Here is a 23,821-nt window from a genome sequence, read left to right as displayed (position 1 = left end):
CCGCCTAGCACAGAAATGCGCGCCGGATCATCCGGGCAACAGCAGCGAACTGTCGCCATAGCTGTAAAATCGATAGCCCGACCCGATCGCATGATCATAGGCCGCCCGCATCCGATCCGTCCCCATCAACGCCGACACCAGCATGAACAAGGTCGATTTGGGCAGATGGAAATTGGTCATCAGCCCGTCAATCGCCCGGAACCGGTAGCCCGGCGTGATGAAAATGCGGGTCTCGTCGGCAAAGGCGCGAATGATCCCGTCCTCTCCAGCCGCGCTTTCCAGCAGGCGCAGGCTGGTGGTGCCGACCGCGATCAGCCGCCCGCCCGCCGCCCGCGCGGCGTTCAGCCGATCCGCCGTCGCCGCCTCGATCCGCCCCCATTCGGCGTGCATCCGGTGGTCATCGGTATCGTCCGCCTTGACCGGCAGAAACGTCCCAGCGCCCACATGCAGCGTCAGCGTCTCGGTCGCGATGCCCCTTTCCGCCAGCGCCGCCATCAGTTCCGGGGTAAAATGCAGCGCAGCCGTCGGCGCTGCCACCGCGCCATCCTCCCGCGCGAACATCGTCTGATAATCGGCCCGGTCGCGTTCGTCGGTCGGGCGCTTGCTGGCGATATAGGGCGGCAACGGCATCCGCCCCGCCCGCTCCAGCAGCACCTCCACCGGCTCTTCGCCCTCAAAACGCAGCGTCACCCCGCCATCATCGTCGCGCGGCCCGGCAATGGCGGTCACGCCCGCGCCAAAATCGATCCGCTCACCGTCCCGTACCCGCTTGGCATTGCGCAAGAATGCCTGCCACTGGCGCAGCCCCAGCCTTTTGTGCAGCGTCGCGCCGATCCGCGCATTGCCGCGCATCCCCTCCAGCTGGGCGGGAATGACGCGCGTGTCGTTGAACACCAGCACATCGCCCGCCCGCAGCAGCGACGGCAGGTCACGGACGCTCAAATCGGCAAATTCGCCCTCGCCCGGCACCAGCAACAGCCGCGCACTATCGCGCGGCGACGCGGGCCGCAGCGCGATATTCTCCGGCGGCAGGTCAAAATCGAAAAGGTCTACGCGCATGGATCTTATGCGTCCCGCCTGATGTGATCCTCCCCTGCAAGGGGAGGTGGCATCGCGAAGCGATGACGGAGGGGTGTCCCGCTATCGAAAGGGCGACACCCCTCCGTCTGGCTGCGCCAGACACCTCCTCTACAAGGGGAGGATGCCGATGATGGACTACTTCGTCGCCCCGCCAATGATCGACGGCACGACCGGCGCCGTCACGGGCGGCTTGCCGTCGCTCTCGATCGAGGCCTGCAAAATCACGGTCGGGTTGGCGGGCGGCTCACCCTGCGCGATCGCGTCGACATAGTTCATGCCCTCGATCACCCGGCCGAACACGGTATATTTCTTGTCGAGCTGCATCCGCGGCAGCAGCACGATGAAGAACTGGCTGTTGGCGCTATCCTCCCCCTGCGCGCGCGCCATCGACACGGTGCCGCGCAGATGCGGCATCGGGTTAAACTCCGCCTTCAGGTCCGGCAAAGTCGAACCGCCGGTGCCATCGCCCTTGGGATCGCCGCCCTGCGCCATGAAGCCGGGGATGACGCGATGGAATTTCAGGCCGTTATAGAAACCCTGCCGCGTCAGCTCCTTGATCCGCTCGACATGGCCGGGCGCGATGTCGGGGCGCAGCTGGATGCGCACCCGCCCGCCGCTCGACAGGTCCAGGTCCCAGATATTCTGCGGATCGGCCGGCACCACCGCCGGCGGCAGCTTGGGGGTCAGGTCGCCGCCCAGCGACTTGGCATTTTCCGCCGCCCGCGCCGCGGCCTCCGCCTTCTTCATATCGTCGCCCTTGCTGCCGCCGCCCTGGGCATAGGCCAGGCCGGACGCGGTAAGGGCGATGCCGATCGCCACGGTCTTGAGCGCGCAGGTGAAACGCATGGGACTTACTTTCCTCAATATCTTGGCCGTCCTGATAGCGCGCTGATCGCGATTGGCAACTGAACGCAGGCTGAGCGGGGAAGAGTCTGTTTGAAAATGCGCAAAAGAGCGCATTTTACGCCGCACCAGCCCACACCCCCACCCGACCGCCCACGGCATCATAATGTTGGGCGGTCGGGTGGGGGTGTGGGCTGGTGCGGTTCTCCAACAAAGACTCTACACGCTACCCTTGCGCCCGATCTTCTCCACCCGCGCCACCACCTCGTCGCGCACCACTGGCCCCACAAATTTATGGATTGGCCCGCCATAAAGCGCGATTTCCTTGACCAGCCGCGACGCGATCGGTTGCAGGCACACGTCAGCCATCAGAAACACGGTCTCGACACGGGCATTAATCTGCTGGTTCATCCCCGCCATCTGATATTCATATTCAAAGTCCGCCACCGCGCGCAGCCCGCGAATGATGACGGTGGCCCCCTGCGATTCGGCAAAGTCCATCAGCAGCGAATTGAAACCGACGACCACGATGTCCGCGTCGATCCCGGCACATTCGCGCCGCACCATTTCCAGCCGCTCTTCATCGCTGAACATGGGCGACTTACTGATATTGGTGGTCACCCCGATGACCAGCCGGTCGACCAGCTTCGCGCCGCGCCGGATGATGTCCATATGCCCCAATGTGATGGGATCGAATGTGCCGGGATAGACACCGATGCGCTGCTTGCTCATGCTTTTTAGCGATCCCTCTCCACGATATAGTCGGCAATGGCGCGCAGCAGGTCCGCCTCGACGCCATAGCCATGCAGATGCGCCTTGGCCTGATCGACCAGCATATGCGCCTGCGCCCGCGCCCGATCAACGCCCAGCAGCGACACGAACGTCTCCTTGCCCGCCGCCGCATCCTTGCCCAGCGCCTTGCCCGCCAGCGCCGCGTCGCCCTCTACGTCCAGCAGATCGTCGGCAATCTGGAACGAGAGGCCAATGTCGCGCGCATAGCCATGCAGCCCCTTGCGTGCGTCCGCCGGGATCCGCGCCATGATCGCGGCGGCATCAACGCAAAAGGCGATCAGCGCCCCGGTCTTGAGATTTTGCAGCCGGGTGACGGTGGCCAGGTCAAACCTTGCATGTTCCGCCTCCAGGTCCATCATCTGCCCGCCCGCCATGCCAGCCGGGCCACTGGCCAGCGCCAGCGCGCGCACCAGTTCGATCCGCACGAACGGGTCGGGATGGGTATCCTCGTCGGACAATATCTGGAACGCCAGATCGTGCAGGCAATCGCCCGCCAATATCGCCGTCGCCTCGTCAAACGCCTTGTGAACGGTCGGCTTGCCCCGGCGCATGTCGTCATCGTCCATCGCGGGCAGATCGTCATGCACCAGCGAATAGACATGGATGCACTCGATCGCCAGGCCGACCCGCAAGGCCGATTCGCGCGACAAATGGAACAGGTCGCTGGTCGCCTGCACCAGCAATGGCCGCAACCTTTTGCCCCCGCCGATCGCGGCATGGCGCATCGCTTCATAAAGCCGCGCCCGTGGATCGTCCGGCACGCTCAGCAGATGGTCGAACGCAGTGTCGATCGCCGCCGCGACTTCCGCCGCGCGCGCCGTCACCAATGCCCCTGCGGAGGCCGCCTCTCCCCCGGTCATGCCGCTCACTCCGTGCCGAACGGCTGCGCGCCGGTCACAGCGCCATTGGCGTCGATCGTCAGCTTGGCGATCCGCGCTTCAGCCGCCGCCAGCCGCTCGGTGCAGCGCTTGCGCAATTCCTCACCCTGCGCATAGAGCGAGATCGACTCGTCGAGCGGCACGTCGCCGCTTTCAAGCCGCCGCACGATCGTTTCGAGCGCGCGCAGGGCGTCCTCGAACGAGAGCGTTGCTGGATCGGGGGCCGAATTGGAGGGGGCCGTGCTGCTATCGTCTGCCATGTCCCTGCATTGACCGCCGCCGCCGCCCCGGTCAAGCCATCACACCGGCTTTCGTGCCGGCTTTCATGACTGTCATCGTGCCGTCATGACGTCATAAGATAGCGATGGTGGATTATGGGCAGTTTTGCGTTGACGCAGCATGTTGCAGGTGCACATAGAAGGACCGCTATGAAATTTTATCTCCCCCTTATCGCCGTTGCCTCGCTCAGCCTGCTGAGCGCCTGCAACAAGAATGACGAACCCGAAGTCGTGGGCGGCCCTGCCGATCCGATGGCTGCCGAGCTGGCCAATGCCGCGCCGGTCGAGCTGCCGCCGTCGGTCAAGGCCAACAAGCAGTATCGTTGCAAGGATAACAGCCTGATCTTCGTCGACTATATGAGCGACGACAAGACGGCCCAGTTGCGCACCGAAAAGGGCGGCACGGCGACCACGCTCAAGGCCGCCGAAGTCGGCCAGCCCTTCACCGCCGAAGGCTTTGAAGTCAGCGGTTCGGGCGACGACGTCACCATCACCGTGCCCGGCAAGGGCGCACAGGCCTGCCACGTCTAAGACGCGCGCAGCCTATTCTTGCTCCAGGCCGGACCTTCCCAAAAGGTCCGGCCTTTTTCTTACCCCACCTTCTCCCCGATGGGGAGAAGGATACGCAGCCTTGCCAGCTTGCTGGCTAGGCGAAGTTGGAAGAGGGGGTTCGACGCCATCGACAGCATCCAACACCCACCATTGTGAATCCCGCTTGGCCCCGCTAAAGGCGCGCTCATGTCCAGCACCGCTCCCCACATCACCCCGGAAATCGTCGCCGAACATGGCCTCAGCCCGGAAGAATATGACCGCGTCCTAAAGGCCATCGGTCGCGAGCCAAACCTCACGGAACTGGGCATATTCTCGGTCATGTGGTCGGAGCATTGCAGCTATAAAAGCTCCAAAATCCACCTAATGAAGCTGCCGACCTCCGGCCCGCAGGTCATTTGCGGCCCCGGCGAAAATGCCGGCGTCGTGGATATAGGCGATGGGCAGGCCGCCATCTTCAAGATGGAGAGCCACAACCACCCCAGCTATATCGAACCCTATCAGGGTGCAGCCACCGGGGTTGGCGGCATCCTGCGCGACGTGTTCACCATGGGCGCGCGTCCCATCGCCAACATGAACGCGCTGCGCTTCGGTCGGCCCGATCACCCCAAGATGCGCCACCTGATCAGCGGCGTGGTGCGCGGCATTGGCGGCTATGGCAATTGCGTCGGCGTGCCCACGGTCGGCGGCGAAGTCAACTTTCACCCCGCCTATGACGGCAATATCCTGGTCAACGCCATGACCGTGGGCATCGCCGACACCGACAAGATTTTCTATTCGGCAGCGTCCGGCGTGGGCAATAGCATCGTCTATGTCGGCTCCAAGACAGGCCGCGACGGCATCCATGGCGCGACCATGGCCAGCGCCGATTTCGGCGACGATGCCGACGCCAAGCGCCCCACCGTGCAGGTCGGTGACCCCTTCACCGAAAAGCTGCTGATCGAGGCGTGCCTTGAACTCATGGCGTCCGACGCCATCGTCGCCATTCAGGATATGGGCGCGGCGGGCCTGACCTCCTCCAGCGTCGAAATGGCGTCCAAGGGCGGCGTCGGCCTGTTGCTTAACATGGACGCGGTGCCGCAGCGCGAAACTGGCATGACCGCCTATGAAATGATGCTCTCCGAATCGCAGGAGCGCATGTTGATGGTGCTGAAACCCGGCCGCGAAGCCTTTGCCGAAGCCATTTTCCACAAATGGGAACTGGATTTCGCAGTGATCGGCACCGTCACCGACACGGGCCGCATGGTCCTGGTCCATCATGGCGAAACCGTGTGCGACATTCCGCTGGCCCCGCTGGCCGACGACGCCCCGCTCTATGACCGCCCATCGATGCCGGTGGAGGACTATAAAGTCTGGGCCGGGGTGAAGCCGCTGGGCGACATTCCCGAAAGCACCGACATCGGCGCGGACCTGCTCAAACTCATGGGCAGCCCCGACATCGCCAGCCGCCGCTGGATCTGGGAACAATATGATCATATGGTCGGGGCCGACACCGTCCAGCGCCCTGGCGGCGACGCGGCTGTCGTCCGCGTCCATGGATCGAACAAGGGCATCGCGATCAGCACCGATTGCACCCCGCGCTATTGCTATGCCGACCCCTATGAAGGCGGCAAGCAGGCGATCGCCGAATGCTATCGCAACCTGAGCGCGGTCGGCGCGACCCCCTTGGCCGTCACCAACTGCCTCAACTTCGCCAACCCCCAGCGCCCCGAAATCATGGCCCAGCTCACCGGCTGCCTCGACGGCATGGGCGACGCCTGCCGCGCCTTGGACTTCCCGATCGTGAGCGGCAACGTATCGCTCTATAATGAGAGCAAGGCCACCGGCGGCGGCAGCGCGATTTTGCCGACGCCCGCGATTGGCGGGATCGGGCTGCTGGCGGATGTCGATGGGATGGCGACGGTGGCGTTTAAGAATGAAGGCGACGCCATTTGGCTGATCGGCGGGCCAGAAGGGGCTTTGGGCACGCATCTGGGCCAGTCGATCTGGCTGCGCGAAATCGCCGGACGTGAAGCGGGCGAAGCGCCCAAGGTCGATCTGACCGCCGAGCGCACCAATGCCGATACGATCCGCGCGCTGGTCGCGGCAGGCACCGTCAACGCCGTGCATGATGTTGCCGACGGCGGCCTGATCGTCACGATCGCGGAAATGGCGCTGGCGGGCAAGATCGGCGCAAAACTCGACACCGCCCTCACCACGGCTTCCGCCTTTGGTGAAGATCAGGGTCGGTACGTCGTGGCTGCGCCACAAGGCGTCGACATTCCGGGCGCTGTCCGCATCGGCACCACCGGCGGACTGGAAGTCGCGGGCATCCCCCTCACCGACCTGCGCGCCGCGCATGAAGGCTTCTTCCCCAAGCTGATGGACAGCGAACTCTAACCCCAAGCCCACAAACCCCCGTCGTCCCCGCGCCGGCGGGGACCCAACTATCGACCCGTAGGTTGGTGTCATTGGTGCTGCTTGGTCGCACCACGCGCCAATCCAATCGCGTAACGAAAGCTGGATTCCCGCCTTCGCGGGAATGACAAAGATGGTTATATAGACGGGGACAAATCCTTAAAGGAGCAAAGCCTCATGACCACCGGCTACTCCACCACCCCTCTGCCCAAAAAACTCAGCCTCAAACCCGGCCTGCGCGCCTGGTGGGACGCCATGCCCGCATCCGTGGAAACCGAACTGGCCGACTCCGGCGTCATCCGCCTGCCCCACCCGCAAGCGCCGATCGACGCCGCCCATATCTTCGTCACCGACCGCGCCGAGATGACCGCGAAGATCGCCGCGCTCCGCCCGCTGCTCGCCCCCACCGGCTTCCTGTGGATCAGCTGGCCCAAAAAGGCATCGAAGGTGCCGACCGACATCACCGAAGATGTGATCCGCGCCGTCATCCTGCCCGCAACCGATCTGGTCGACGTCAAGGTCTGCGCCATCGACGCCATCTGGTCGGGCCTCAAACTGATGATCCGCAAATCAGCCCGCTGACTATCCCGTTGCCCGTTCGTTTCGAGCGAAGTCGAGAAACCGCGCATCACTGTTTCTCGACTTCGCTCGAAACGAACGGATGTTGGGGAATTTACCCGAAAATCCCGTCGCTCTATGCCGCCCCGCGCGTCACCCGCGCGAACAGCACCTGATAGCCGTCCCCGCCGCCCTCGGCCTCGAACGCCGCCATCACCCGCCGCAAATCGCCCGGCGATAGCGGCACGCGCCCTTCGCCCGGCACCACCGCGCCAATCCCGCGCAAATGCGCGATCAGTCCGCGTGCGCCGCCGCAATCGAGCGCATAATCCTCGTCAAAGGCGAACGCATCGCCAAAGCCCGCCAGCATCGCGCGCAGCCCGTCCAGCGTCGGATAATCCGGCACCCCCGCCACCAGCCCGCATCGCGCGTGCGCCGCCCGCCAGCGCGCGAAACTCCCCTGCCCCATGGTCGAGAAGATCAGGCTCCCGCCCGGCCGCAACAGCCCCGCCAGCCGCGATATTCCGCTGCCCAGATCATCGAACCATTGAAACGCCAGGCTGGACACAATCAGGTCGAACCACGGCCCGTCGAATATCGGCGCTTCCCCGTCCATCGTCAGGAAACGGCCGGCGACATGGCCGTGCGACGCCGCCTGTTCCAGCATCCCCGGCGACAGGTCGGTCACCACCATCTCCGCCCCCGGCCAGCGCGCCTGCACGTCGCGCGTCAGGAATCCGGTGCCGCAGCCAATCTCCAATATCCGTGTCACCCCGTCGGGCTTTTGCCGCTGGGCCAACTCCGCCACCAGCGCGGCGGCCTGCCGCTGCGGCCCGGCATGGTCGTCATAATGCGCCGCCGCCGCGCCGAAGGCGTCGCTGATCCGTTGCTTGCGCCATTGCCTGGAGCCATCAATCATGGCTAGCGCCTTGGCAGAGGCTTGCGCCGCTGACCAGTCCCCTTCATGGATGGCTCCCATGACATCCCCCCGCATCCCCGCCATGGACGTGCTGCGCGGCTGCGCGGTGATGGGCATCCTGTGGATGAACATCACCGCCTTTGCCCTGCCGCAGTCGGCCTATTTCAACCCGGCGGCATCGGGGTCGCTCGGCACCGGCGACATCGCCTTCTGGCTGAGCAGCCTGATCCTGTTCGACGGCAAGATGCGCGGCCTGTTCGCCATGCTGTTCGGCGCGTCGATGCTGCTGCTGATCGACCGGGAGGAGATGGCCGGGCGCGACGGTCGCCGCAGCCAGATGATCCGCGCTGGCTGGCTGCTGGTCATCGGCATGACCCATTATCTGCTGCTTTGGTGGGGCGACATTTTGGCGATCTATGCGATCGTCAGCCTTGTCGCGCTGCAATTCGTGCGGCAGGAACCGATGGCGCTGGTCAAGAGCGCCTTCCTGATCTTCTTGTCTCACTTCCTGCTCTGCGCCGCCTTCATCGCCAGCCTCTACGCCTGGGGTCATGCCGCCGCGCTCCCCGACGCCAGCGCCGCCACGCGCGATGGTTTTGCCACCTTCATGGGCACGATGGCCGACCCAGCCAGCCCCGGCGTCCAGGCGGAACTCGCCACCTATCGGGGCGGCTTCGGCGCGATCCTGGCGCACAAGCTCGCATCCTTCCCCGGCGAATGGCTCTGGGGTTTCCTGTTCACCGGCCTCGACGTGCTGGGCTTCATGCTGCTCGGCATGGCGATGCTGAAAGGCGGCTTCCTCACCGGACGCTGGCCTGCCGATCAATATTGGCGCACCGCGCGCCATTGCTTCCTCATCGGCCTGCCGGCGATGATAGGCCTTGCCATCTGGATCATCGCCAGCGGCTTTGCCCCGCTGCCTGCTTTCGGCACCGTGCTGCTCTGGTCCTTCCCCTTCCGCATCCCGCTGGCGGTCGGCTGGGCAGCGCTGATCCTGTGGCTGCTCGCGCGCCATCGCGATCATCCGCTGGTCGCGCGCCTCTGCGCCACCGGACGCATGGCGCTCAGCAATTATCTGGGGTCCAGCCTGCTGATGACGGCGCTCTTCTACGGCTGGGGGCTGGGTCTGTTCGGCCATGTCCGCCCCGCCCTTCTGCTACCCTTCGTCCTGGGGGCGTGGGGGTTGATGCTGCTCTGGTCGCCGCTCTGGCTGTCGCGATTCGCGCTTGGCCCGGCGGAATGGCTCTGGCGCAGCCTGATCCGAGGCCAACCGCAAAAGATTCGCAAGAGCAGCTGATTACTATTGCGACCTATTATCATCTGCGCTATCTCTCTCCCAACAGGAGAGTGTCTCGATGGTCGTCTGTATCTGCAATGCCATTCGTGAGAAGGATCTGAAGGAAGCCGTGCGCGACGGCGCGGATACGCCGTGCAGCGCCTATGCCCGCTTTGGCCACCGTCCCAAATGCGGCCAGTGCGTCCCCTTCGCCCGCACGATCATCGCCGCAGAGCGCGCATCGGCCTGACAAGACTGCAAATCATCCGCACGAAAGACTCGCGAAGCCGACGCAATAGCGCGCGATAAAAATGGCGGAATATCAAGGCTTTTCAGCTTAACAGCAGCATTCCAAAAGCCTATGGTCCGGCGGTGTTTCCCCCAGCCGGAGTATCCGCCATGAAAGGCGACCCGAAGGTCATCGACTATCTGAACGAGGTGCTCAAAAATGAGCTGACCGCGATCAACCAATATTTCCTCCACTATCGTATCCTCAATCACTGGGGCGTCGAAAAGCTCGCCAAGTTCGAATATGAGGAATCGATCGACGAGATGAAGCACGCCGACAAGTTGGCGGAGCGCATCCTCTTCCTCGACGGCCTGCCCAATTTCCAGTTGCTCGGCCGCCTCAAGATCGGCGAAACGGTCGAGGAAATATTGAAAGCCGACCTCGCGCTCGAATATGAAGCGCTGCCCCCGCTCAAGGACGGCATCGCCTATTGCGAATCGATCCGCGACTATGTGACCCGCGACCTGTTCCAGTACATCCTCGAAAGCGAGGAAGAGCATATCGACACGCTGGAAACCCAGTTCGAGATGATCGAGCGCATGGGCATCCAAAATTATATCCAGCTCCAGAGCAAGCCAGCCGAGGGCTGAAATAGAATTATTACGACTCCTCCGCTTTGTGGGCGGGGCTGTCGTGTATAAAAACCATCCCTTCCTTCATCGTCACCCTGAACTTGTTTCAGGGTCCATTTCGCCCGATCAAGCAGTTGTTTGCGACGGGAAATGGATGCTGAAATAAATTCAGCATGACGGTGGCGGATGATGGAATGTCGTATGCAGATGCCGACGCGGCATAATCACAGCATGCGCCGCCTATAGCAATGCTTCCAATATCCCGATCAGCGGCAGGTCGGCGGGCGGCATGTCCAGCCCATACATCTGCGCCGGGCGCACCCATTGCAGCGCCGTGGCATGGCGCGCCTGCGCCACCCCTTCCCATTTCCGGCAGACATAAAGCAGCAGCAGCAGATGCCTGTCGCCCAGCGCTTCGCTGGCAAAGGTCGCGGGTGCCAGGCAACTGGCATGGGTACGGATGCCCAGTTCCTCCTCCAGTTCGCGGATCAGCGCCGCTTCGGGCGTTTCGCCCGGCTCCAGCTTGCCGCCCGGAAACTCCCACAGCCCAGCCATTGATCTGCCTGGTGGCCGTTGCTGCACCAGAACGCGGCCATCCGCATCGATCAGGGCGGCGGCCACCACCAGCAAAGGCGAAAAACTGTCCATAAAGGTCCAATGAAAGGGCTTTGTTAACCGTGGGTCTTTTACAGGTCTGTCTGGGACTGTCTGTAGTGAACTGGGGACCGTATGCGCGGGATCATCGAAATCATCGCCCGCCTGGGCCTTACGCGATGCGAACGTGGTGCGACCGCGGTCGAATATGGACTCATCATCGCCATGGTCGTTCTGGCCATGATCACGGCGCTGACCAACGTAGCCAACAAGACGACCGGCATGTGGAACAACGTGTCCAATGAAGTAACAGCTCATTAACCATCAATATCTGACAGCGGCCTGACCCCTATTAACAGTTTTTCAACTGACCTGCTCTAATCCAATCCTTGCTGACCACATTCATTCAAGCGGGGCGGCCGGGTAGTTAAACGCAGTTTCAAGACAAGGAGACCTAACATGCAGTTCATCCGTAAGATGCTGAAGAACGAAAAGGGCGCGACCGCCATTGAATATGGCCTGATCGCGGCTCTGATCGCTGTCGCCGCCATTGGCGCGATGACCAGCCTGGGCACGAAGCTCGGCAGCACCTTCAACAATGTTTCGGGCAACCTCAAGTAAGCCCGACACACTGTCGAATCAGGGGGCGGCGAAGGCAACTTCGCCGCCCCTTTTCGTGTGATGACGTCGGAGAATGTGCCATCGCACATCCATTCCGCACCGGCTCGCTCCCCCATCCGGCCAGCCAACGTCAGTATCATATGGGTGGCCGGGTGGGGGAGCGGGCCGGTGCGGCTCTAAAAATGCGCCCTTTCGCGCATTTTTCAAAGGAGTCTCACCAGGTCACGATCTTCACCCGCTGCCCCGGCCGCAGTGACGCATTGGCCGCCAGCGCATTGATCGTCAGAAATCGCTCAAGCTGATAATCGCTATAGGCCATGCGGCGGCTGAGCGACTGGACCGTATCGCCCGCCTTCACCGTCACAACATCGACCCGGCGCGGCTTGATCGCGGTAGCTTCCTGCGGTGAGAGACGCTGGACCGACTGCACCATCGCATTGAACGGGCCGATGCCCTGCCCCGCCGCCGTCAGCAGCAGGAAGTGATAGGCTTTGCCGCCGCCAAAATCATAAGCGAAAACAGTCGCATCGACCGCGCCCGACTGGCTGTTTGCGCGGACCGTGCGCCACGCGGCAGGCAGGCCGTTCACGGTAGCCCGCCGCACCTCGCCCTCCGGCACGCCGCCATTCGCGCCACCCAGCTTGGCAAAGACGCTGTCGATATAGGCCGCCAGATTGCCGGAATAGGGTGCCGCGCCAAATTGCGCCTGCCCGCCCGATCCGGTCACCGACACCGCGTCCACGCCATTTTCCATGCCAAAGCCGGTCGGCGCGGTGAAGGTCAGGCGCAGGTCGGGATGGCGAAAGCGATTACCCTCGATCACGCCCTGTCGTGGATCGTCGCCATAGAGCAGCCCATCGAGCGCGTTGAGGAAGGCGTCCCGGTTGCGCACGACGCTCTTCGATCCGCTGACCCCTGCGCCTTTGGCCGCGCGCGCGACGCGGGAAGCGGGGTCGGGATGGGTGCTGGCCCATTCCGGCATCGTGCGCGCACTGCCCGCGACGCGCGCATCCAGACTGCTCTGCGCCGCCAGCGACGCCAGCATCCCCGACAGCGCGCGCGGATCATAACCGCCCGACGCCAGATAACGGATACCCAGATCGTCCGCCTCATATTCCTGCGTGCGAGAAAAGCGCAGCGTCAGCAGTTGGCTGCCCGTGCCAATCCCCTTCTGGATCAGCCCCGCAAAACCCGAATCGCCCAGCAACGCCCCCGTCAGCACGCCCAGCAAAGCCCCGCCAATCGCGTTGCGCTGCGCCGCCTGTTGCCGCCGCTGGCCATGGCGCGCCGCGACATGGCCCACTTCATGCCCCAGCACGCCGGCCAGTTCCGCTTCGTCATTCATCAGAGCCATCAACTGACGGGTGACATAGACATAGCCGCCCGGAATGGCGAAAGCGTTGTTGACCGGCGAATTGAGCAGGCTGACGGTAAAATCGCTCTGCGCGTTGGAGAGACCCGATTGCACCGCAATGCGGCGTCCGACACTCTCAACATAGCGCGCCTGCGGTCCGGCATAGGGACCACCAAATTCCTTGAGCAGTTCAGGATGCTGCTTCGCGCCTGTAGCCTTATCCTGCGCGCTGATCGACGACACGGTCCGTATCGCGCGCTGCTGGCCGATGACGGCAGGCGCAGCCACCAGCGCGGCCATACCCACACCGGCGCACGCCAGCGACAATTTCCAGTTCATCCCCTAACCTCCACCTCTGTTACCTCATCGTAACGAGAAGAGGGGCCGGAGCGTTCCCCGTCAAGCGTCCGTCAGGCCCCGATCGCGAGAAATTTGTCCGCCCGGTCGGTGCGCAGCGCCTGGGCGTCCATGCCGTCCAACGCCGCCAGTTCCGCCTCTATCGCCGCACCCAGGCTGGCAATCGCTTCGACGGGATCGCGATGCGCCCCGCCCACCGGTTCCCGCACGATCGTGTCGATGACGCCCAGATTTTTCAGATGCTGCGCCGTCACCTGCATCGCCGTCGCCGCGTCGCTGGCCTTGTCGGCGGTGCGCCACAGGATCGACGCGCAGCCTTCGGGCGAAATCACCGAATAGACCGCATGTTCGAACATCAGCACCCGATTGGCCGCCGCCAGCGCGATCGCGCCGCCCGACCCGCCTTCGCCGACCACTGCAGCCACCATCGGCACACCCAGCTTCAGGCACGCCTCGGTCGACCGCGCAATCGCTTCGGCCTGCCCGCGCTCTTCGGCCTGCACGCCGGGGAAAGCGCCCGACGTATCCACCAGAGTCACCACTGGCAGCCCGAACCGGTCGGCCAGTTCCATCAGGCGGATCGCCTTGCGATACCCCTCCGGCTTGGCCATGCCGAAATTATGGCGCACCCGGCTGGCGGTATCGTCGCCCTTCTCATGGCCGATCACCATCACCCGCCGATCGCCCAGCGTCGCAAAGCCGCCCAATATCGCCTGATCGTCGGCAAAGGCGCGGTCGCCCGCCAAGGGAAGAAAATTATCAAACATGCCCGCGACATAATCCTTGAAGTGCGGGCGTTCGGGGTGGCGCGCCACCTGCGTCTTTTGCCAGGGCGTCAGCTTGGCATAGGTGTCGCCCAGCATCTTCGCCGCGCGCGCTTCCAGCGTCGCAATCTCGCCGTCAATATTGATGTCACCACCGCTGGCAGTGGCGCGCAGTTCGACAATGCGCGCTTCCAGTTCGGCAACGGGCTTTTCAAATTCCAGAAAGCTGACCATGGCGCATGGCGTTAGGGCGATGATGCGTCGTCGTCAACGCGCGGCTGCGGCATTTTCGGCACCATCTGCCCCAATGGATGGCGGCTATTGACCAGTTCGACCAGTCGTCGGCTGTCGACATGGGTATAGATTTGCGTCGTGCCAATGTCGGCATGGCCCAGCATCGACTGGAGCGCGCGCAGATCCGCGCCGCCCTCCAGCAAATGGGTGGCAAAGGCGTGGCGCAGCACATGCGGGCTGACCCGTTCGGGCGCGATCCCCGCCGCCCCCGCCAGCGCCTTGACGATCTGATAAAGCCGGATGCGGCTGAGGTAACTTTTCCCCGACGGAAACAGCCATGCGCTATCCGGCGGCACATGCGTCAGCCAGGTCGCCACCGCCGCCCGCGCCCGGTCGGAAATCGGCACCAGCCGCTCACGCCCGCCCTTGCCTTTCAGGATCAGGAAGGGCCGATCCGCCGCCAGCGCCCGGCGCGGCAGCGACACCAGTTCGGTCGCGCGCAGCCCGGAGCCATAAAGCAGCTCGATCAGCGCCGACAGCCGCAGGTCGCCGGGGGCAGGATGCGCCACCGCCAGCCGCTCGGCGATCAGCGCGAACAGCATATCGACTTCGGCCCCCGACAATATCTTGGGCAAGGGCCGCCGCATCACCGGGCGCGGCAGCGCGCTGGCGGGATTGTCCGCCCGCAGCCCTTCTTCTTCCAGAAATCCGTAAAAGGCCCGCAGCGCCGACGCCTTGCGCGCCACGGACGATGCCGCCAGCGTTGCCCATTCGCCCACCAGCCTGCCCAGCGCCTCCTTGCTCGCCCCGGCCAGCCCGCCGATCAGCGTGGCGGCACCGTTCAGGTCGGCGCGATAGGCCAGCAACGTGTTGCGCGACGCGCCCCGCTCCGCCGCCATCATTTCCAGAAAGCGGTCGATCAGGGCATCATCGTCGCCCATCAGAGCCGCGTGATCGCCTCCGCCGCGATCATCCGCGCTTCGGGGTCCAGCCCGACGCGATGCAGCGCGGCGACGACATGATAGAGATGTCCCGGCGGCAGGCGGTTCCAGTCGCTGCCCTGCATCCCGACCGCCGCCAGCAAAGCGACCGTACCCTTTTCGCCCTGCTGCGCCGCCGCGCCGATCGCGCGCGCCCAGCGGCTGTTGGCGGCAAGGTTCACGCCATTATCCTGCGCCAGACTGGCCGCATCATCAGCCGACAGCCGCGCCAGACCCGCCAGCGCCGCGATCAGCATCCGGCCCTTCTCCGGCCCGGCCTCGCCAACATAGGTCGATACCCGGCCTTCGTTGATGTCCACCACCGGGCTTGGCGCCCCGACCGCCAGCAGGCCCCAAAATTGCGCCGCGCCATCGCCGTTCAACTGCCCCAGCGCCCGCGCCCAGCGCGCCGCGTTGCGATCATAACCAGCGGTCATCATCGCCGCGACCAGATTGGCCGCGTCGCGCGCATCGGCCTGCGCCACGGGCAGGGCCGCCGCCGCCCGCGCGGTCGCGATCAGCCCGACATAGTCGGGCCGCGCGCCATCCTGCCACCATGTCTGCATCGCGCCGATCCGTTCGCCCACCGTCGCCCCGGCATAAGCGGTGCGCAGCGCGTCGATCCGGTCGACGACCTCCGCCGGGGCATCGCCATCGGCCGCCAACTGGCTGTAGAAACCGACCAGCGCGGCGTTGGAAAACACCCCCAGCCGCGCCGCAATCTCCGCCGCAGGCCGCCGCCGCACCGCTGCCAGCGCGGGCGCACGCGCTTCCCACGCCCGCACATGCGACCCGACCGTGCCATAGAGCGTATCGGGAATCTCGACATTCAGCGCCGTCGCCAGACCAAAGCGCCAGGCGGTCAGCTTGTCGACCCCGTCCCACTCGATCTTCACCGACCGGCGCGCATTGAAGCCGGTGCCGACCACCTTTTCCGCCAGCCGATAGTCGATCCCGCGCACCACGCCGCGCCGCTGCGCCTGGTTGAGCGCGCCGCTGGCCGATCCCTGATCGCCCGACAATGCCGGGCAGATCGCCCGCATCATGTCCCAGCCCGGCTCCTTGCTGAAGCGCAGCGCACCCTCAGACAGCGGACATAGCCCGGCGGGGTCGGCGCTTGCCAGATAGGTCTGCATCGCAATGGCATAGAGGCGCGGGGAATAGCGGTCGGGATCGACGCTCTGCACCATCATCCGCGCGCTGTCCGCCTCACCCATGCGCAGCAACAGCCAGGCGCGCTCCGCTGCCCAGTCCGCCCCGTCAATGTCGCGTGGCGTGTCGACCGCCGACAGCAACGTCCGCCGCAACAGGATCGCGGCCCAGCGCGACATGATCGGCGCATGGGTCTGCTGCATCAAAGTGGCCAGATATTTGCCCGACTCCCTGCCAAAAGCGTTCGGCTCCATCCCGCGCGTGGCGGGCGTCAGCGGGCCGATGCGATCCAGCGACCGGCGCGCCGTATCGGGCAGGTCATATTTCGCCTTCTGCGCCGCCAGCTCTTCGGGCGTCAATTCTTCTTCGGCCGCATTGGCCGCCGTCGGTGGCAACAGCGCCAGATCGGGCGGGGTCGCGGGATTGAGCGACGGGGCAGGCACGACACCCGGCGTTGATCCCAGCGCAGGGCGCGCGGGCGTTGGCGCAGGCGCTTCGGGCGCATCGCCAAAGCCGGGTGGCAACAGCGATTCAGGCGCCTGTTGAGCCACGACCGGCAGCGCCAGTGCCAGCGCAAAGCTGCCCAGCGCCCATTTCGCCTTACCCCCGGACCTGCGCATGGGCTTTACTGGCCCAGCTTCTCGGCGGGGATGACCTTTTCGACACGCTGCTGCGGTTGTTCGCCGCCGCGCGACCACAGGAAGGCCAGCAGCGCAACGACCAGCACCACCAGGACGATGGGCAGGATCGGCAGGCGCGTACCACGACGGCGGCCAGCGCCCTCAAAACTGCTGAAATTGCGGTTGTTCTTCATGAGTCCTTGCTACGGCTGGTCCCGCCATCGCGCGAAACGACAGGGAAAGATGCGATTTGCCTCTGTGACGGGTCGCTGTATAGCCCCGGTCGCCATGCAGCGAAACAGCAAATTCCCGGCAACCGACGCCAAGCGCGGTCCCATCGTCCTGGTGGGCATGATGGGCGTGGGCAAATCCACCGTTGGACGGCGGCTCGCCGCCCGGCTGGGCGTGACTTTCGTGGATGCCGACGAGGAGATTGAGAAAGCCGCAGGGCTGTCCATCACCGAAATTTTCGCCCGCTATGGCGAACCCCATTTTCGCGACGGCGAACGCCGCGTCATCGCCCGGTTGATGGATGGCGCGCCCAAGGTGATCGCAACCGGCGGCGGCGCCTTCATGCAGGATGACACCCGCGCGCTGATCCTGGATCAGGCGACCGCCATCTGGCTGGACGCCGACATTGACGTTCTGGTCGATCGCGTGTCCCGCCGCGAAGGCCGCCCCCTGCTCAAGGATCGCGATCCCCGCACGGTGCTGACCGATCTGGCCGCGGTCCGCAATCCGGTCTACGCGCTCGCCCCCATTCATGTGAAGAGCATCGCGGCCCCGCATGACATCACGGTCGACCGCATCATGGAGCATCTGACGGCATGGCAATAGTTCCGGTAGCACTGGGCGCGCGCAGCTACGATATCATCGTCGAACAGGGCGCGCTCGATAGCGCTGGCGACATTCTCGCCCCCTATGCGCGCAAGGAGCGACTGGTCGTCGTCACCGACGCCCATGTCGCCGCCGCCCAGCTTCCCCGTCTCGACGCCAGCCTGCGCGCCGCCGATGTGACGCTCGAACCGATCATCCTGCCGCCGGGCGAACAGACCAAAAGCTGGCGACATCTGGAACAATTGCTCGACGCGCTGCTGGCGCTGGAGATTGAGCGCGGCGATCATGTCGTGGCGCTGGGCGGCGGCGTAATCGGCGACCTCGTTGGCTTTGCCGCCTCCATCCTCAAGCGCGGCTGCCACTTCATCCAGCTGCCGACCACCCTGTTGGCCCAGGTCGATTCGTCAGTCGGCGGCAAGACCGCGATCAACACGGCGGCAGGCAAGAATCTCATCGGCAGCTTCTACCAGCCCGCCCTCGTCCTCATTGACCCCTCGACCCTCGACAGCCTGCCCCCACGCGAAACCCGCGCCGGCTATGCCGAAGTCGTCAAATATGGCCTGATCGACGATCCCGATTTCTTCGACTGGTGCGAGGCCAATGCCCAGGCGCTTCTGGCGGGCGACCCCGACGCCCGCACCATCGCCATCGAACGCAGCGTCCGCGCAAAAGCCGCGATCGTCGCCGATGACGAGCGCGAGACATCGGGCCGCCGCGCGCTGCTCAACCTTGGCCACACTTTCGGCCATGCGCTGGAGGCCGACACCGGCTTTTGCGATACGCTCCTGCATGGCGAAGGCGTCGCGGCAGGCATGGCCCTCGCCTTCCGCTACTCCGCGCGGCTGGGCCTCTGCCCACAATCCGACGCCGATCGTGTCACGGCGCATCTGAAAGCCGTCGGCCTGCCCCACGACCTCGCCACTGCCCATGTCACCGCCGATGGCGCAGCGCTGGTCGCCCATATGCTCCATGACAAGAAGATGGCAGCAGGCACCCTCCCCTTCCTGCTGGCGCGCGGCATCGGCCAGACCTTCCTGTCAAAGGATGTCGTGCTGGACGATGTGGCCGCGTTTCTGGACGCGGATCGGTTGGACACCTAATACCACAGTGCTGTGATTGTGACTCATCTCCCCTCCCCGGCGGGGAGGGGCGGGGGAGCAAGGCGAAGCCGCGCGTCCCATACTGGCGGCAGTACACCCCCACCCAACCTCCCCCTCAAGGGCAGGGGAATTGCATATGGAATTTGCCCTTGGTGTGAAGAAGGATTTGGCAAAGTCTCCGTTCGCCCTGAGCCTGTCGAAGGGCCGTTTTTTCTTTGTTCCGAGCGTCCGCGCCAAGAAAAGGACAGTCCTTCGACAGGCTCAGGACGAACGGAATTTTCATATGCGATAGCCCTGCCCTCAAGGGGGAGGAGCCTAATGGGTCGTGATCATTGCACCTTGGCATAACAACCACCTCCGTTCGTTTCGAGCGAACGGAAACTCTATTCCAAGACAAAAAAAGGGCGCCACATCGGGCGCCCTTTTCATTCAACCTTGTAAGGCCGATTACTTCTTCAGCGTCAGGCCGCCAAAGCGCTTGTTGAAGCGCGCCACCTGGCCGCCCTGATCCAGCTGACGCTGGCCACCGATCCATGCCGGATGCGACTTGGGGTCGATGTCGAGCGCCATCTTGTCGCCTTCCTTGCCCCAGGTCGAACGGGTCTGGAACGTCGTACCGTCCGTCATCTGGACAGTGATCATATGGTAGTCGGGGTGAATCTCGGCCTTCATGGCATAATGCTCCGTAGTGCGCCGGTTCCGACCGGCTGTGGATGCGGGAAAAGTGCGAAGGCGCGCCGTTAGCGGGTTTGTCGCGCTAAGGCAAGCGCGATGCGCTGTCAAAATCCTCCCCTGCAAGGGGAGGTGGCAGGGCGAAGCCCTGACGGAGGGGTATCACCCTCTCGATAGCGCGACACCCCTCCACCGGCTTCGCCGGTCCCCCTACCCCGCTGGGGGAGGATAATCACTTCAATCCTTGGGCGGATCGCTGATCATCGCGACGAACTGCGCTTCGGCGGCCAGCTTGTCGCCCAGCATCGCTTTGCCCGCAAATTTGCAGATCGCGCCGCGATTCTGGGTCACTTCGACATGCAGGTCGAGCAGGCAGCCCGGCTCCACTGGCGACCGGAACTTCGCGCCGTCGATGCTCATGAAATAGACGAGCTTGCCCGAATCGGCCAAATTCATCGATTCCACCGCCAGCACGCCCGCCGCCTGCGCCATCGCTTCGACGATCAGCACGCCCGGCATGATCGGCCTGGTCGGGAAATGGCCCTGGAAAAAGGGTTCGTTCACCGACACCGCCTTGATCGCGTGGATCGACTGGTTGGGCACCAGCGACACCACACGGTCGATCAGCAGCATCGGGTAACGATGCGGCAGCGCGGCCATGACCCGACGGACATCCATCGGGCCACGCGCGCCTGTATTTTCAACTGCCCCCGTCATGCCGGATCAGCGCGACTTGGGCGCCTGCGCCGGGTTGGCCGGTGCGGGCTGGCCCGCGGCCTGACCCTGACGGCCCGGCTGCCAGCCGGCGGGCGGGGTGATCGACACGCTGGGGACCAGCGCATTGATTTCAGTCACGACAGCGGCGGTGATGTCCACGGTCGGCTGGTAGGACACGGTCGCGTCGGGGGCCAGCACCAGGTCAACCTTGGCCTTCGCCATCGCCGCCTTGAGCGCGTCCGACAGCTTGGCGGTGATCTGTTCCTCGACATAAGCGTTGGCCAGCGCGATCGGCTGGCCCATGCGCTGGAGTTCCGCCTGCGCGGTCTGCTGCGACTGCTGGAACGCCTGATACTGGGTCTCGATCGCCGGGGTCGGCTTGTTGCCAGCGGCGGTCAGCGCCTTCTGGATCGCGTCGCCCTTGGTCTTGAGGTCAGCGTCGATCGCCGTCTTGCGCGCGTTGAATGCATCGATCTGCGGCTTGTAGGTCGTCTGCATCTGGGTGCGGGCGACGGTGTAGGCCGCGCTGGTGCCAACTGCGCGCTGCAGGTCGGCGACGGCGATGCCCATCTTGGACTGCGCAGCGGCGGGAACGGCGGTCATTGCAATGGCAGTCATCGGCGCGAGAACGAGCGCCGCAGCCTTGATAATGGTCTTCATCAGAATTGAGTCCCTACGTTGAAGGTGATGAGCTTGTTGTCGTCCCCTGGTTCTTTCAGCAGCGCCTTGGCGATATCGATACGGAACGGGCCGAACGGCGAGTTCCAGTTGACGCCAAAGCCAACCGACAGGCGGGGTTTGAGCGTATCGCCGAGATATTCTTCCACGAAATTGCCGCCGGAGAAGGTGTAGTTCACGTCGCAGGTCGGCGCGAAGGGCGTTCCGCCCGCCCGAACGGCAGCACCGGTTCCCGATGTCGGCGAACAATAGCCAGCAAAGGCGATCGTACCGGGATTTTTCAGCCCGGCCACGGCGCCTGCATCCATGAAGATTGAGGGGCGCAGGCCCATTTCGCGCGCACCCGATCCCAGCGGAATTTCGACTTCGGCACGGGCCAGATAATAGATTTTGCCGCCCAGCGCGTCGTCCGCCACATTATTATTATCGGTATTCTTGACATAGCCGGTGGTGTTGCCGTTCGCATCCGTCTCCGCCGTCAGGTAGAAACGCTTAACGCGCGGACCGACACCACGAATGTCGAAGCCACGAAATTGCGGTTCGCCCAGGAAGAAACGGTCGGTCAGGCGAATCTTGTCGACCGACTGCCCGGTCGAATCCAGACGTTCACCTTCCAGACTGTGAATATAACCACCCTCGCCCGTGATCGAGAAGATGAAGCCGCTGCCCAGCGGGAAGAATTTGGACGCATTGAGGCGGGTGCGGACATATTTGACGCTACCGCCAAGCCCGGCAAAATCCTGGCTCAGCACGACATTATGGCCGCGCGTCGGACGAATACGGTTGTCGCGCGTGTCATAGATCAGCGAGTAGCCGAGCGACGATGTCGTCCGCTTGCCGATCGCATCGCACAGATAACGACCCGCCAGCAACGGATCGCATTCGGTGATGCCATCGCCATTGGTGTCGGAATAATAGGTGTCCCTGTCGAGCGTCACATCGTCCAGATTGAGGCTGTACCGCAGCGCCAGCGACATGAACTCGGTGATCGGCACGCCCGCGCGAATCTGGAAGCCAGTCGTCGTCTGCTCATAGGTCGTGTCGCGGTCATTGTTGGTCAAATAGCGGAAACTATTGAGATCGCGGCGATAAATATCGCCGCCCAGCGCGATATTCTTGTCCATGAAATAGGGTTCGGTAAAGCCCACTTCCACCGACTTGCTATAGGCCGAATAATTGACCGACGTGCGCAGTTCCTGGCCCTTGCCCCGGAAGTTGCGCTGGGTGATCGACGCCGACACGATGAAGCGTTCCAATGAGGAGAAACCGGCCGACAGCGACAATTCGCCGGTCGATTTTTCCTGCACATTGGTTTCCAGGATGATGCGGTCGGGCGCCGAACCCGGCTTCTGCTCCACGTCCAGCTTCTCCTGGAAGAAGCCGAGCGAATTGATCCGGTCCTTCGACCGCTTGACCAGGAAGCTGTTGAAAGCGTCGCCCTCGGCCAGGCGGAATTCGCGGCGCACCACCTTGTCCTGCGTCAGCGTATTGCCGTTAATGTCGACCCGCTCGACATAGACGCGCGGCGCATTGGCGATGCGGAAATTAATCCCCATCGTCAGCGTATCCTTGTCGCGCTGGAAATCGGGCGACACATCGGCGAACGCATAGCCGAACAGGCCCGCCGTCTCGCTTAGCGTATCGACCGTATCCTCGACCTGCTTGGCGTTGTACCAGTCGCCCTTCTTCATCGGCAGACGCTTGGTCAGGCCGTCGCCCGACAGGTCGCGAATGTCCGATTCGACCTTCACATCGCCAAATTTATAGCGGTCGCCTTCTTCCACCACATAAGTGATGATGAAGTCCTGCTTGTCCGGCGTCAGTTCGGCCACGGCGGAAATGACGCGAAAATCGGCATAGCCTTCGGTCAGATAATATTGGCGCAGCTTCTGCTGGTCATAGGCCAGACGATCGGGATCGTAACTGGTGCCCGACGAAAACAGGCGGAACCAGCGCGACTGCTTCGTCACCATCTGGCTGCGCAGCGCGCCGTCCTTGAACTTCTCGTTACCGATGATGTTGATCTGGCGGACCTTGGACTTTGGCCCTTCGGTAATTTCAAAGACGATATCGACGCGATTCTGGTCGAGTTGCACCATCTTCGGCTCGACGCTGGCGGCAAAGCGGCCCTGGCGGCGATAGAGTTCGATGATGCGGGCCACGTCGGCGCGGACCTTGGACCGGGTGTAAATCTGCCGCGGGGCCAGCTTGATTTCCGGCCGGATCTTATCCTCTTTCAGCCGCTTATTGCCTTCCAGCACGATGCGGTTGATGACCGGATTTTCCTTCACCTCAACCGTCAGCGCGCCATTGTCGTTGCGGATCTGGACGTCGGCGAACAACTCGGTTTCGTACAGGTCGCGCAGACCCTGATCGAGCGTTTCCTGGGTGAAGGGCTGGCCGATGCGCAGCTTGGTGTAGGACAGGATCGTGTCCGGCTCCAGCCGCTGGGTGCCGGTGACGGTGATCGCGCGGATCGTGCCGACCGGCGCGGGGGCAACCGGCGGGGCCAGCGTAGGCGCGGCAGCCTGCTGCGCCATCGCCGGAACCGCCGCAAAGCCAGCGATCATGGTCGTCGCCAACAGGGCCGTGACGACCGGGCGCTGCCTCTTGCTGCTCATCATCGCTGTCACCCGCATCACCTCAACCAGTATAAAATTGTTTCCGCCGACACAGACGACGCCAAACCGCGCCTCCCTGCCCCATGCGC

The 23,821-nt window shown here is 63.9% G+C and carries 26 protein-coding genes; 10 read left to right on the top strand and 16 right to left on the bottom strand.

The window, feature by feature from the left end; genetic code table 11:
* Positions 1 to 27 precede the first annotated feature (27 nt).
* The 5 genes from queA to ACODSR_RS10190 form a co-directional block, all read right to left on the bottom strand.
* The gene (gene queA / locus ACODSR_RS10210) at positions 28 to 1,059 is read right to left on the bottom strand and encodes a tRNA preQ1(34) S-adenosylmethionine ribosyltransferase-isomerase QueA (protein WP_489076104.1); all 1,032 of its coding nucleotides are present in this window, start codon (positions 1,057 to 1,059) and stop codon (positions 28 to 30) included.
* A gap of 156 nt (positions 1,060 to 1,215) precedes the next feature.
* Positions 1,216 to 1,926 (bottom strand): peptidylprolyl isomerase, encoded by a 711-nt coding sequence (locus ACODSR_RS10205; RefSeq protein WP_489076102.1) that lies wholly within the window; start codon positions 1,924 to 1,926, stop codon positions 1,216 to 1,218.
* Positions 1,927 to 2,142: 216 nt separating this feature from the next.
* Positions 2,143 to 2,655: a pantetheine-phosphate adenylyltransferase gene (coaD, locus tag ACODSR_RS10200; protein ID WP_489076100.1), complete on the bottom strand. Its 513-nt coding sequence runs from the start codon at positions 2,653 to 2,655 to the stop codon at positions 2,143 to 2,145.
* Between the two features lie 5 nt (positions 2,656 to 2,660).
* Positions 2,661 to 3,575 carry a polyprenyl synthetase family protein gene (locus tag ACODSR_RS10195; RefSeq protein WP_489076098.1) on the bottom strand — a complete coding sequence of 305 codons (915 nt, stop codon included), beginning with the start codon at positions 3,573 to 3,575 and terminating at the stop codon, positions 2,661 to 2,663.
* Between the two features lie 5 nt (positions 3,576 to 3,580).
* Positions 3,581 to 3,853: an exodeoxyribonuclease VII small subunit gene (locus ACODSR_RS10190; RefSeq protein WP_489076096.1), complete on the bottom strand. Its 273-nt coding sequence runs from the start codon at positions 3,851 to 3,853 to the stop codon at positions 3,581 to 3,583.
* A gap of 168 nt (positions 3,854 to 4,021) precedes the next feature.
* Between ACODSR_RS10190 and ACODSR_RS10185 the strand changes: the two genes are divergently transcribed.
* The 3 genes from ACODSR_RS10185 (at position 4,022) to ACODSR_RS10175 (ending at position 7,399) form a co-directional block, all read left to right on the top strand.
* Complete coding sequence (locus ACODSR_RS10185; RefSeq protein ID WP_489076094.1) at positions 4,022 to 4,402, top strand: hypothetical protein; 381 nt, start codon at positions 4,022 to 4,024, stop codon at positions 4,400 to 4,402.
* A 207-nt stretch (positions 4,403 to 4,609) separates the two neighbouring features.
* Positions 4,610 to 6,799: a phosphoribosylformylglycinamidine synthase subunit PurL gene (purL, locus tag ACODSR_RS10180; RefSeq protein ID WP_489076092.1), complete on the top strand. Its 2,190-nt coding sequence runs from the start codon at positions 4,610 to 4,612 to the stop codon at positions 6,797 to 6,799.
* A gap of 195 nt (positions 6,800 to 6,994) precedes the next feature.
* Entirely contained in the window at positions 6,995 to 7,399 is a 405-nt protein-coding gene (locus ACODSR_RS10175) for a hypothetical protein (protein ID WP_489076090.1), read from the top strand.
* A gap of 112 nt (positions 7,400 to 7,511) precedes the next feature.
* Here ACODSR_RS10175 and ACODSR_RS10170 read toward each other — a convergent pair whose 3' ends face one another.
* Positions 7,512 to 8,294, bottom strand: a complete 783-nt coding sequence (locus tag ACODSR_RS10170; protein ID WP_489076199.1) for a methyltransferase domain-containing protein — start codon at positions 8,292 to 8,294, stop codon at positions 7,512 to 7,514.
* Between the two features lie 58 nt (positions 8,295 to 8,352).
* Between ACODSR_RS10170 and ACODSR_RS10165 the strand changes: the two genes are divergently transcribed.
* The 3 genes from ACODSR_RS10165 (at position 8,353) to bfr (ending at position 10,449) form a co-directional block, all read left to right on the top strand.
* Positions 8,353 to 9,591, top strand: coding sequence for a DUF418 domain-containing protein (locus ACODSR_RS10165; RefSeq protein ID WP_489076088.1), 1,239 nt, complete (start codon positions 8,353 to 8,355; stop codon positions 9,589 to 9,591).
* 58 nt (positions 9,592 to 9,649) lie between these two features.
* Positions 9,650 to 9,820 carry a (2Fe-2S)-binding protein gene (locus ACODSR_RS10160; RefSeq protein ID WP_006954746.1) on the top strand — a complete coding sequence of 57 codons (171 nt, stop codon included), beginning with the start codon at positions 9,650 to 9,652 and terminating at the stop codon, positions 9,818 to 9,820.
* 149 nt (positions 9,821 to 9,969) lie between these two features.
* Positions 9,970 to 10,449: a bacterioferritin gene (bfr, locus tag ACODSR_RS10155; RefSeq protein WP_119745522.1), complete on the top strand. Its 480-nt coding sequence runs from the start codon at positions 9,970 to 9,972 to the stop codon at positions 10,447 to 10,449.
* Positions 10,450 to 10,671: 222 nt separating this feature from the next.
* On the opposite strand, the gene ACODSR_RS10150 is transcribed toward bfr, so the two are convergent.
* Positions 10,672 to 11,079, bottom strand: a complete 408-nt coding sequence (locus tag ACODSR_RS10150) for a (deoxy)nucleoside triphosphate pyrophosphohydrolase (protein WP_489076085.1) — start codon at positions 11,077 to 11,079, stop codon at positions 10,672 to 10,674.
* Positions 11,080 to 11,160: 81 nt separating this feature from the next.
* On the opposite strand from ACODSR_RS10150, the gene ACODSR_RS10145 reads away from it, so the two are divergent.
* Both ACODSR_RS10145 and ACODSR_RS10140 read left to right on the top strand, forming a co-directional pair.
* Positions 11,161 to 11,346: a Flp family type IVb pilin gene (locus tag ACODSR_RS10145; protein ID WP_489076083.1), complete on the top strand. Its 186-nt coding sequence runs from the start codon at positions 11,161 to 11,163 to the stop codon at positions 11,344 to 11,346.
* Between the two features lie 138 nt (positions 11,347 to 11,484).
* Positions 11,485 to 11,646 carry a Flp family type IVb pilin gene (locus ACODSR_RS10140; RefSeq protein ID WP_056687935.1) on the top strand — a complete coding sequence of 54 codons (162 nt, stop codon included), beginning with the start codon at positions 11,485 to 11,487 and terminating at the stop codon, positions 11,644 to 11,646.
* Positions 11,647 to 11,860: 214 nt separating this feature from the next.
* Here the strand turns inward: ACODSR_RS10140 and ACODSR_RS10135 are convergent, their stop codons facing one another.
* The 5 genes from ACODSR_RS10135 to ACODSR_RS10115 form a co-directional block, all read right to left on the bottom strand.
* Positions 11,861 to 13,339 (bottom strand): M48 family metalloprotease, encoded by a 1,479-nt coding sequence (locus tag ACODSR_RS10135; protein WP_489076081.1) that lies wholly within the window; start codon positions 13,337 to 13,339, stop codon positions 11,861 to 11,863.
* Between the two features lie 71 nt (positions 13,340 to 13,410).
* Positions 13,411 to 14,355 (bottom strand): acetyl-CoA carboxylase carboxyltransferase subunit alpha, encoded by a 945-nt coding sequence (locus ACODSR_RS10130; protein WP_489076079.1) that lies wholly within the window; start codon positions 14,353 to 14,355, stop codon positions 13,411 to 13,413.
* Positions 14,356 to 14,366: 11 nt separating this feature from the next.
* Positions 14,367 to 15,296, bottom strand: a complete 930-nt coding sequence (locus ACODSR_RS10125) for a tyrosine recombinase (protein ID WP_489076077.1) — start codon at positions 15,294 to 15,296, stop codon at positions 14,367 to 14,369.
* Positions 15,296 to 17,107 (bottom strand): hypothetical protein, encoded by a 1,812-nt coding sequence (locus ACODSR_RS10120; protein ID WP_489076075.1) that lies wholly within the window; start codon positions 17,105 to 17,107, stop codon positions 15,296 to 15,298. The genes ACODSR_RS10125 and ACODSR_RS10120 overlap by 1 nt, the downstream gene beginning before the upstream one ends.
* A 5-nt stretch (positions 17,108 to 17,112) precedes the next feature.
* Positions 17,113 to 17,301, bottom strand: a complete 189-nt coding sequence (locus tag ACODSR_RS10115) for a hypothetical protein (RefSeq protein WP_489076073.1) — start codon at positions 17,299 to 17,301, stop codon at positions 17,113 to 17,115.
* 94 nt (positions 17,302 to 17,395) lie between these two features.
* On the opposite strand from ACODSR_RS10115, the gene ACODSR_RS10110 reads away from it, so the two are divergent.
* Positions 17,396 to 17,944: a shikimate kinase gene (locus ACODSR_RS10110; protein ID WP_489076197.1), complete on the top strand. Its 549-nt coding sequence runs from the start codon at positions 17,396 to 17,398 to the stop codon at positions 17,942 to 17,944.
* Entirely contained in the window at positions 17,935 to 19,044 is a 1,110-nt protein-coding gene (gene aroB, locus ACODSR_RS10105) for a 3-dehydroquinate synthase (protein ID WP_489076071.1), read from the top strand. The genes ACODSR_RS10110 and aroB overlap by 10 nt, the downstream gene beginning before the upstream one ends.
* Positions 19,045 to 19,491: 447 nt before the next feature.
* On the opposite strand, the gene rpmE is transcribed toward aroB, so the two are convergent.
* From rpmE to bamA, 4 genes are all read right to left on the bottom strand, one after another.
* Positions 19,492 to 19,716, bottom strand: coding sequence for a 50S ribosomal protein L31 (rpmE, locus tag ACODSR_RS10100; RefSeq protein ID WP_119745543.1), 225 nt, complete (start codon positions 19,714 to 19,716; stop codon positions 19,492 to 19,494).
* A 237-nt stretch (positions 19,717 to 19,953) separates the two neighbouring features.
* A complete protein-coding gene (fabZ, locus tag ACODSR_RS10095) occupies positions 19,954 to 20,433 on the bottom strand; it encodes a 3-hydroxyacyl-ACP dehydratase FabZ (protein ID WP_489076069.1) in 480 nt (159 codons plus the stop codon).
* A 6-nt stretch (positions 20,434 to 20,439) separates the two neighbouring features.
* Positions 20,440 to 21,093, bottom strand: coding sequence for an OmpH family outer membrane protein (locus ACODSR_RS10090; protein WP_489076067.1), 654 nt, complete (start codon positions 21,091 to 21,093; stop codon positions 20,440 to 20,442).
* Entirely contained in the window at positions 21,093 to 23,735 is a 2,643-nt protein-coding gene (gene bamA, locus ACODSR_RS10085) for an outer membrane protein assembly factor BamA (protein ID WP_489076065.1), read from the bottom strand. Before bamA ends, ACODSR_RS10090 begins: the two co-directional genes overlap by 1 nt.
* Positions 23,736 to 23,821: the final 86 nt, after the last annotated feature.

Source organism: Sphingobium sp. FG125, from assembly GCF_057809795.1.
This window is presented reverse-complemented; position numbering and strand designations above follow the sequence as displayed.

Bases quoted from the DNA above. Each gene is read 5' to 3' on its own strand.
- ACODSR_RS10140 (WP_056687935.1), top strand. From the start codon at position 11,485: ATGCAGTTCATCCGTAAGATGCTGAAGAACGAAAAGGGCGCGACCGCC.
- ACODSR_RS10170 (WP_489076199.1), bottom strand. From the start codon at position 8,294: ATGATTGATGGCTCCAGGCAATGGCGCAAGCAACGGATCAGCGACGCC.
- ACODSR_RS10115 (WP_489076073.1), bottom strand. From the start codon at position 17,301: ATGAAGAACAACCGCAATTTCAGCAGTTTTGAGGGCGCTGGCCGCCGT.
- ACODSR_RS10125 (WP_489076077.1), bottom strand. From the start codon at position 15,296: ATGGGCGACGATGATGCCCTGATCGACCGCTTTCTGGAAATGATGGCG.
- ACODSR_RS10190 (WP_489076096.1), bottom strand. From the start codon at position 3,853: ATGGCAGACGATAGCAGCACGGCCCCCTCCAATTCGGCCCCCGATCCA.
- ACODSR_RS10120 (WP_489076075.1), bottom strand. From the start codon at position 17,107: ATGCGCAGGTCCGGGGGTAAGGCGAAATGGGCGCTGGGCAGCTTTGCG.
- aroB (WP_489076071.1), top strand. From the start codon at position 17,935: ATGGCAATAGTTCCGGTAGCACTGGGCGCGCGCAGCTACGATATCATC.
- queA (WP_489076104.1), bottom strand. From the start codon at position 1,059: ATGCGCGTAGACCTTTTCGATTTTGACCTGCCGCCGGAGAATATCGCG.
- ACODSR_RS10145 (WP_489076083.1), top strand. From the start codon at position 11,161: ATGCGCGGGATCATCGAAATCATCGCCCGCCTGGGCCTTACGCGATGC.
- rpmE (WP_119745543.1), bottom strand. From the start codon at position 19,716: ATGAAGGCCGAGATTCACCCCGACTACCATATGATCACTGTCCAGATG.
- fabZ (WP_489076069.1), bottom strand. From the start codon at position 20,433: ATGACGGGGGCAGTTGAAAATACAGGCGCGCGTGGCCCGATGGATGTC.
- ACODSR_RS10150 (WP_489076085.1), bottom strand. From the start codon at position 11,079: ATGGACAGTTTTTCGCCTTTGCTGGTGGTGGCCGCCGCCCTGATCGAT.
- ACODSR_RS10185 (WP_489076094.1), top strand. From the start codon at position 4,022: ATGAAATTTTATCTCCCCCTTATCGCCGTTGCCTCGCTCAGCCTGCTG.
- ACODSR_RS10130 (WP_489076079.1), bottom strand. From the start codon at position 14,355: ATGGTCAGCTTTCTGGAATTTGAAAAGCCCGTTGCCGAACTGGAAGCG.
- ACODSR_RS10160 (WP_006954746.1), top strand. From the start codon at position 9,650: ATGGTCGTCTGTATCTGCAATGCCATTCGTGAGAAGGATCTGAAGGAA.
- ACODSR_RS10195 (WP_489076098.1), bottom strand. From the start codon at position 3,575: ATGACCGGGGGAGAGGCGGCCTCCGCAGGGGCATTGGTGACGGCGCGC.
- ACODSR_RS10135 (WP_489076081.1), bottom strand. From the start codon at position 13,339: ATGAACTGGAAATTGTCGCTGGCGTGCGCCGGTGTGGGTATGGCCGCG.
- bamA (WP_489076065.1), bottom strand. From the start codon at position 23,735: ATGATGAGCAGCAAGAGGCAGCGCCCGGTCGTCACGGCCCTGTTGGCG.
- ACODSR_RS10090 (WP_489076067.1), bottom strand. From the start codon at position 21,093: ATGAAGACCATTATCAAGGCTGCGGCGCTCGTTCTCGCGCCGATGACT.
- bfr (WP_119745522.1), top strand. From the start codon at position 9,970: ATGAAAGGCGACCCGAAGGTCATCGACTATCTGAACGAGGTGCTCAAA.
- ACODSR_RS10175 (WP_489076090.1), top strand. From the start codon at position 6,995: ATGACCACCGGCTACTCCACCACCCCTCTGCCCAAAAAACTCAGCCTC.
- coaD (WP_489076100.1), bottom strand. From the start codon at position 2,655: ATGAGCAAGCAGCGCATCGGTGTCTATCCCGGCACATTCGATCCCATC.
- purL (WP_489076092.1), top strand. From the start codon at position 4,610: ATGTCCAGCACCGCTCCCCACATCACCCCGGAAATCGTCGCCGAACAT.
- ACODSR_RS10165 (WP_489076088.1), top strand. From the start codon at position 8,353: ATGACATCCCCCCGCATCCCCGCCATGGACGTGCTGCGCGGCTGCGCG.
- ACODSR_RS10205 (WP_489076102.1), bottom strand. From the start codon at position 1,926: ATGCGTTTCACCTGCGCGCTCAAGACCGTGGCGATCGGCATCGCCCTT.
- ACODSR_RS10110 (WP_489076197.1), top strand. From the start codon at position 17,396: ATGCAGCGAAACAGCAAATTCCCGGCAACCGACGCCAAGCGCGGTCCC.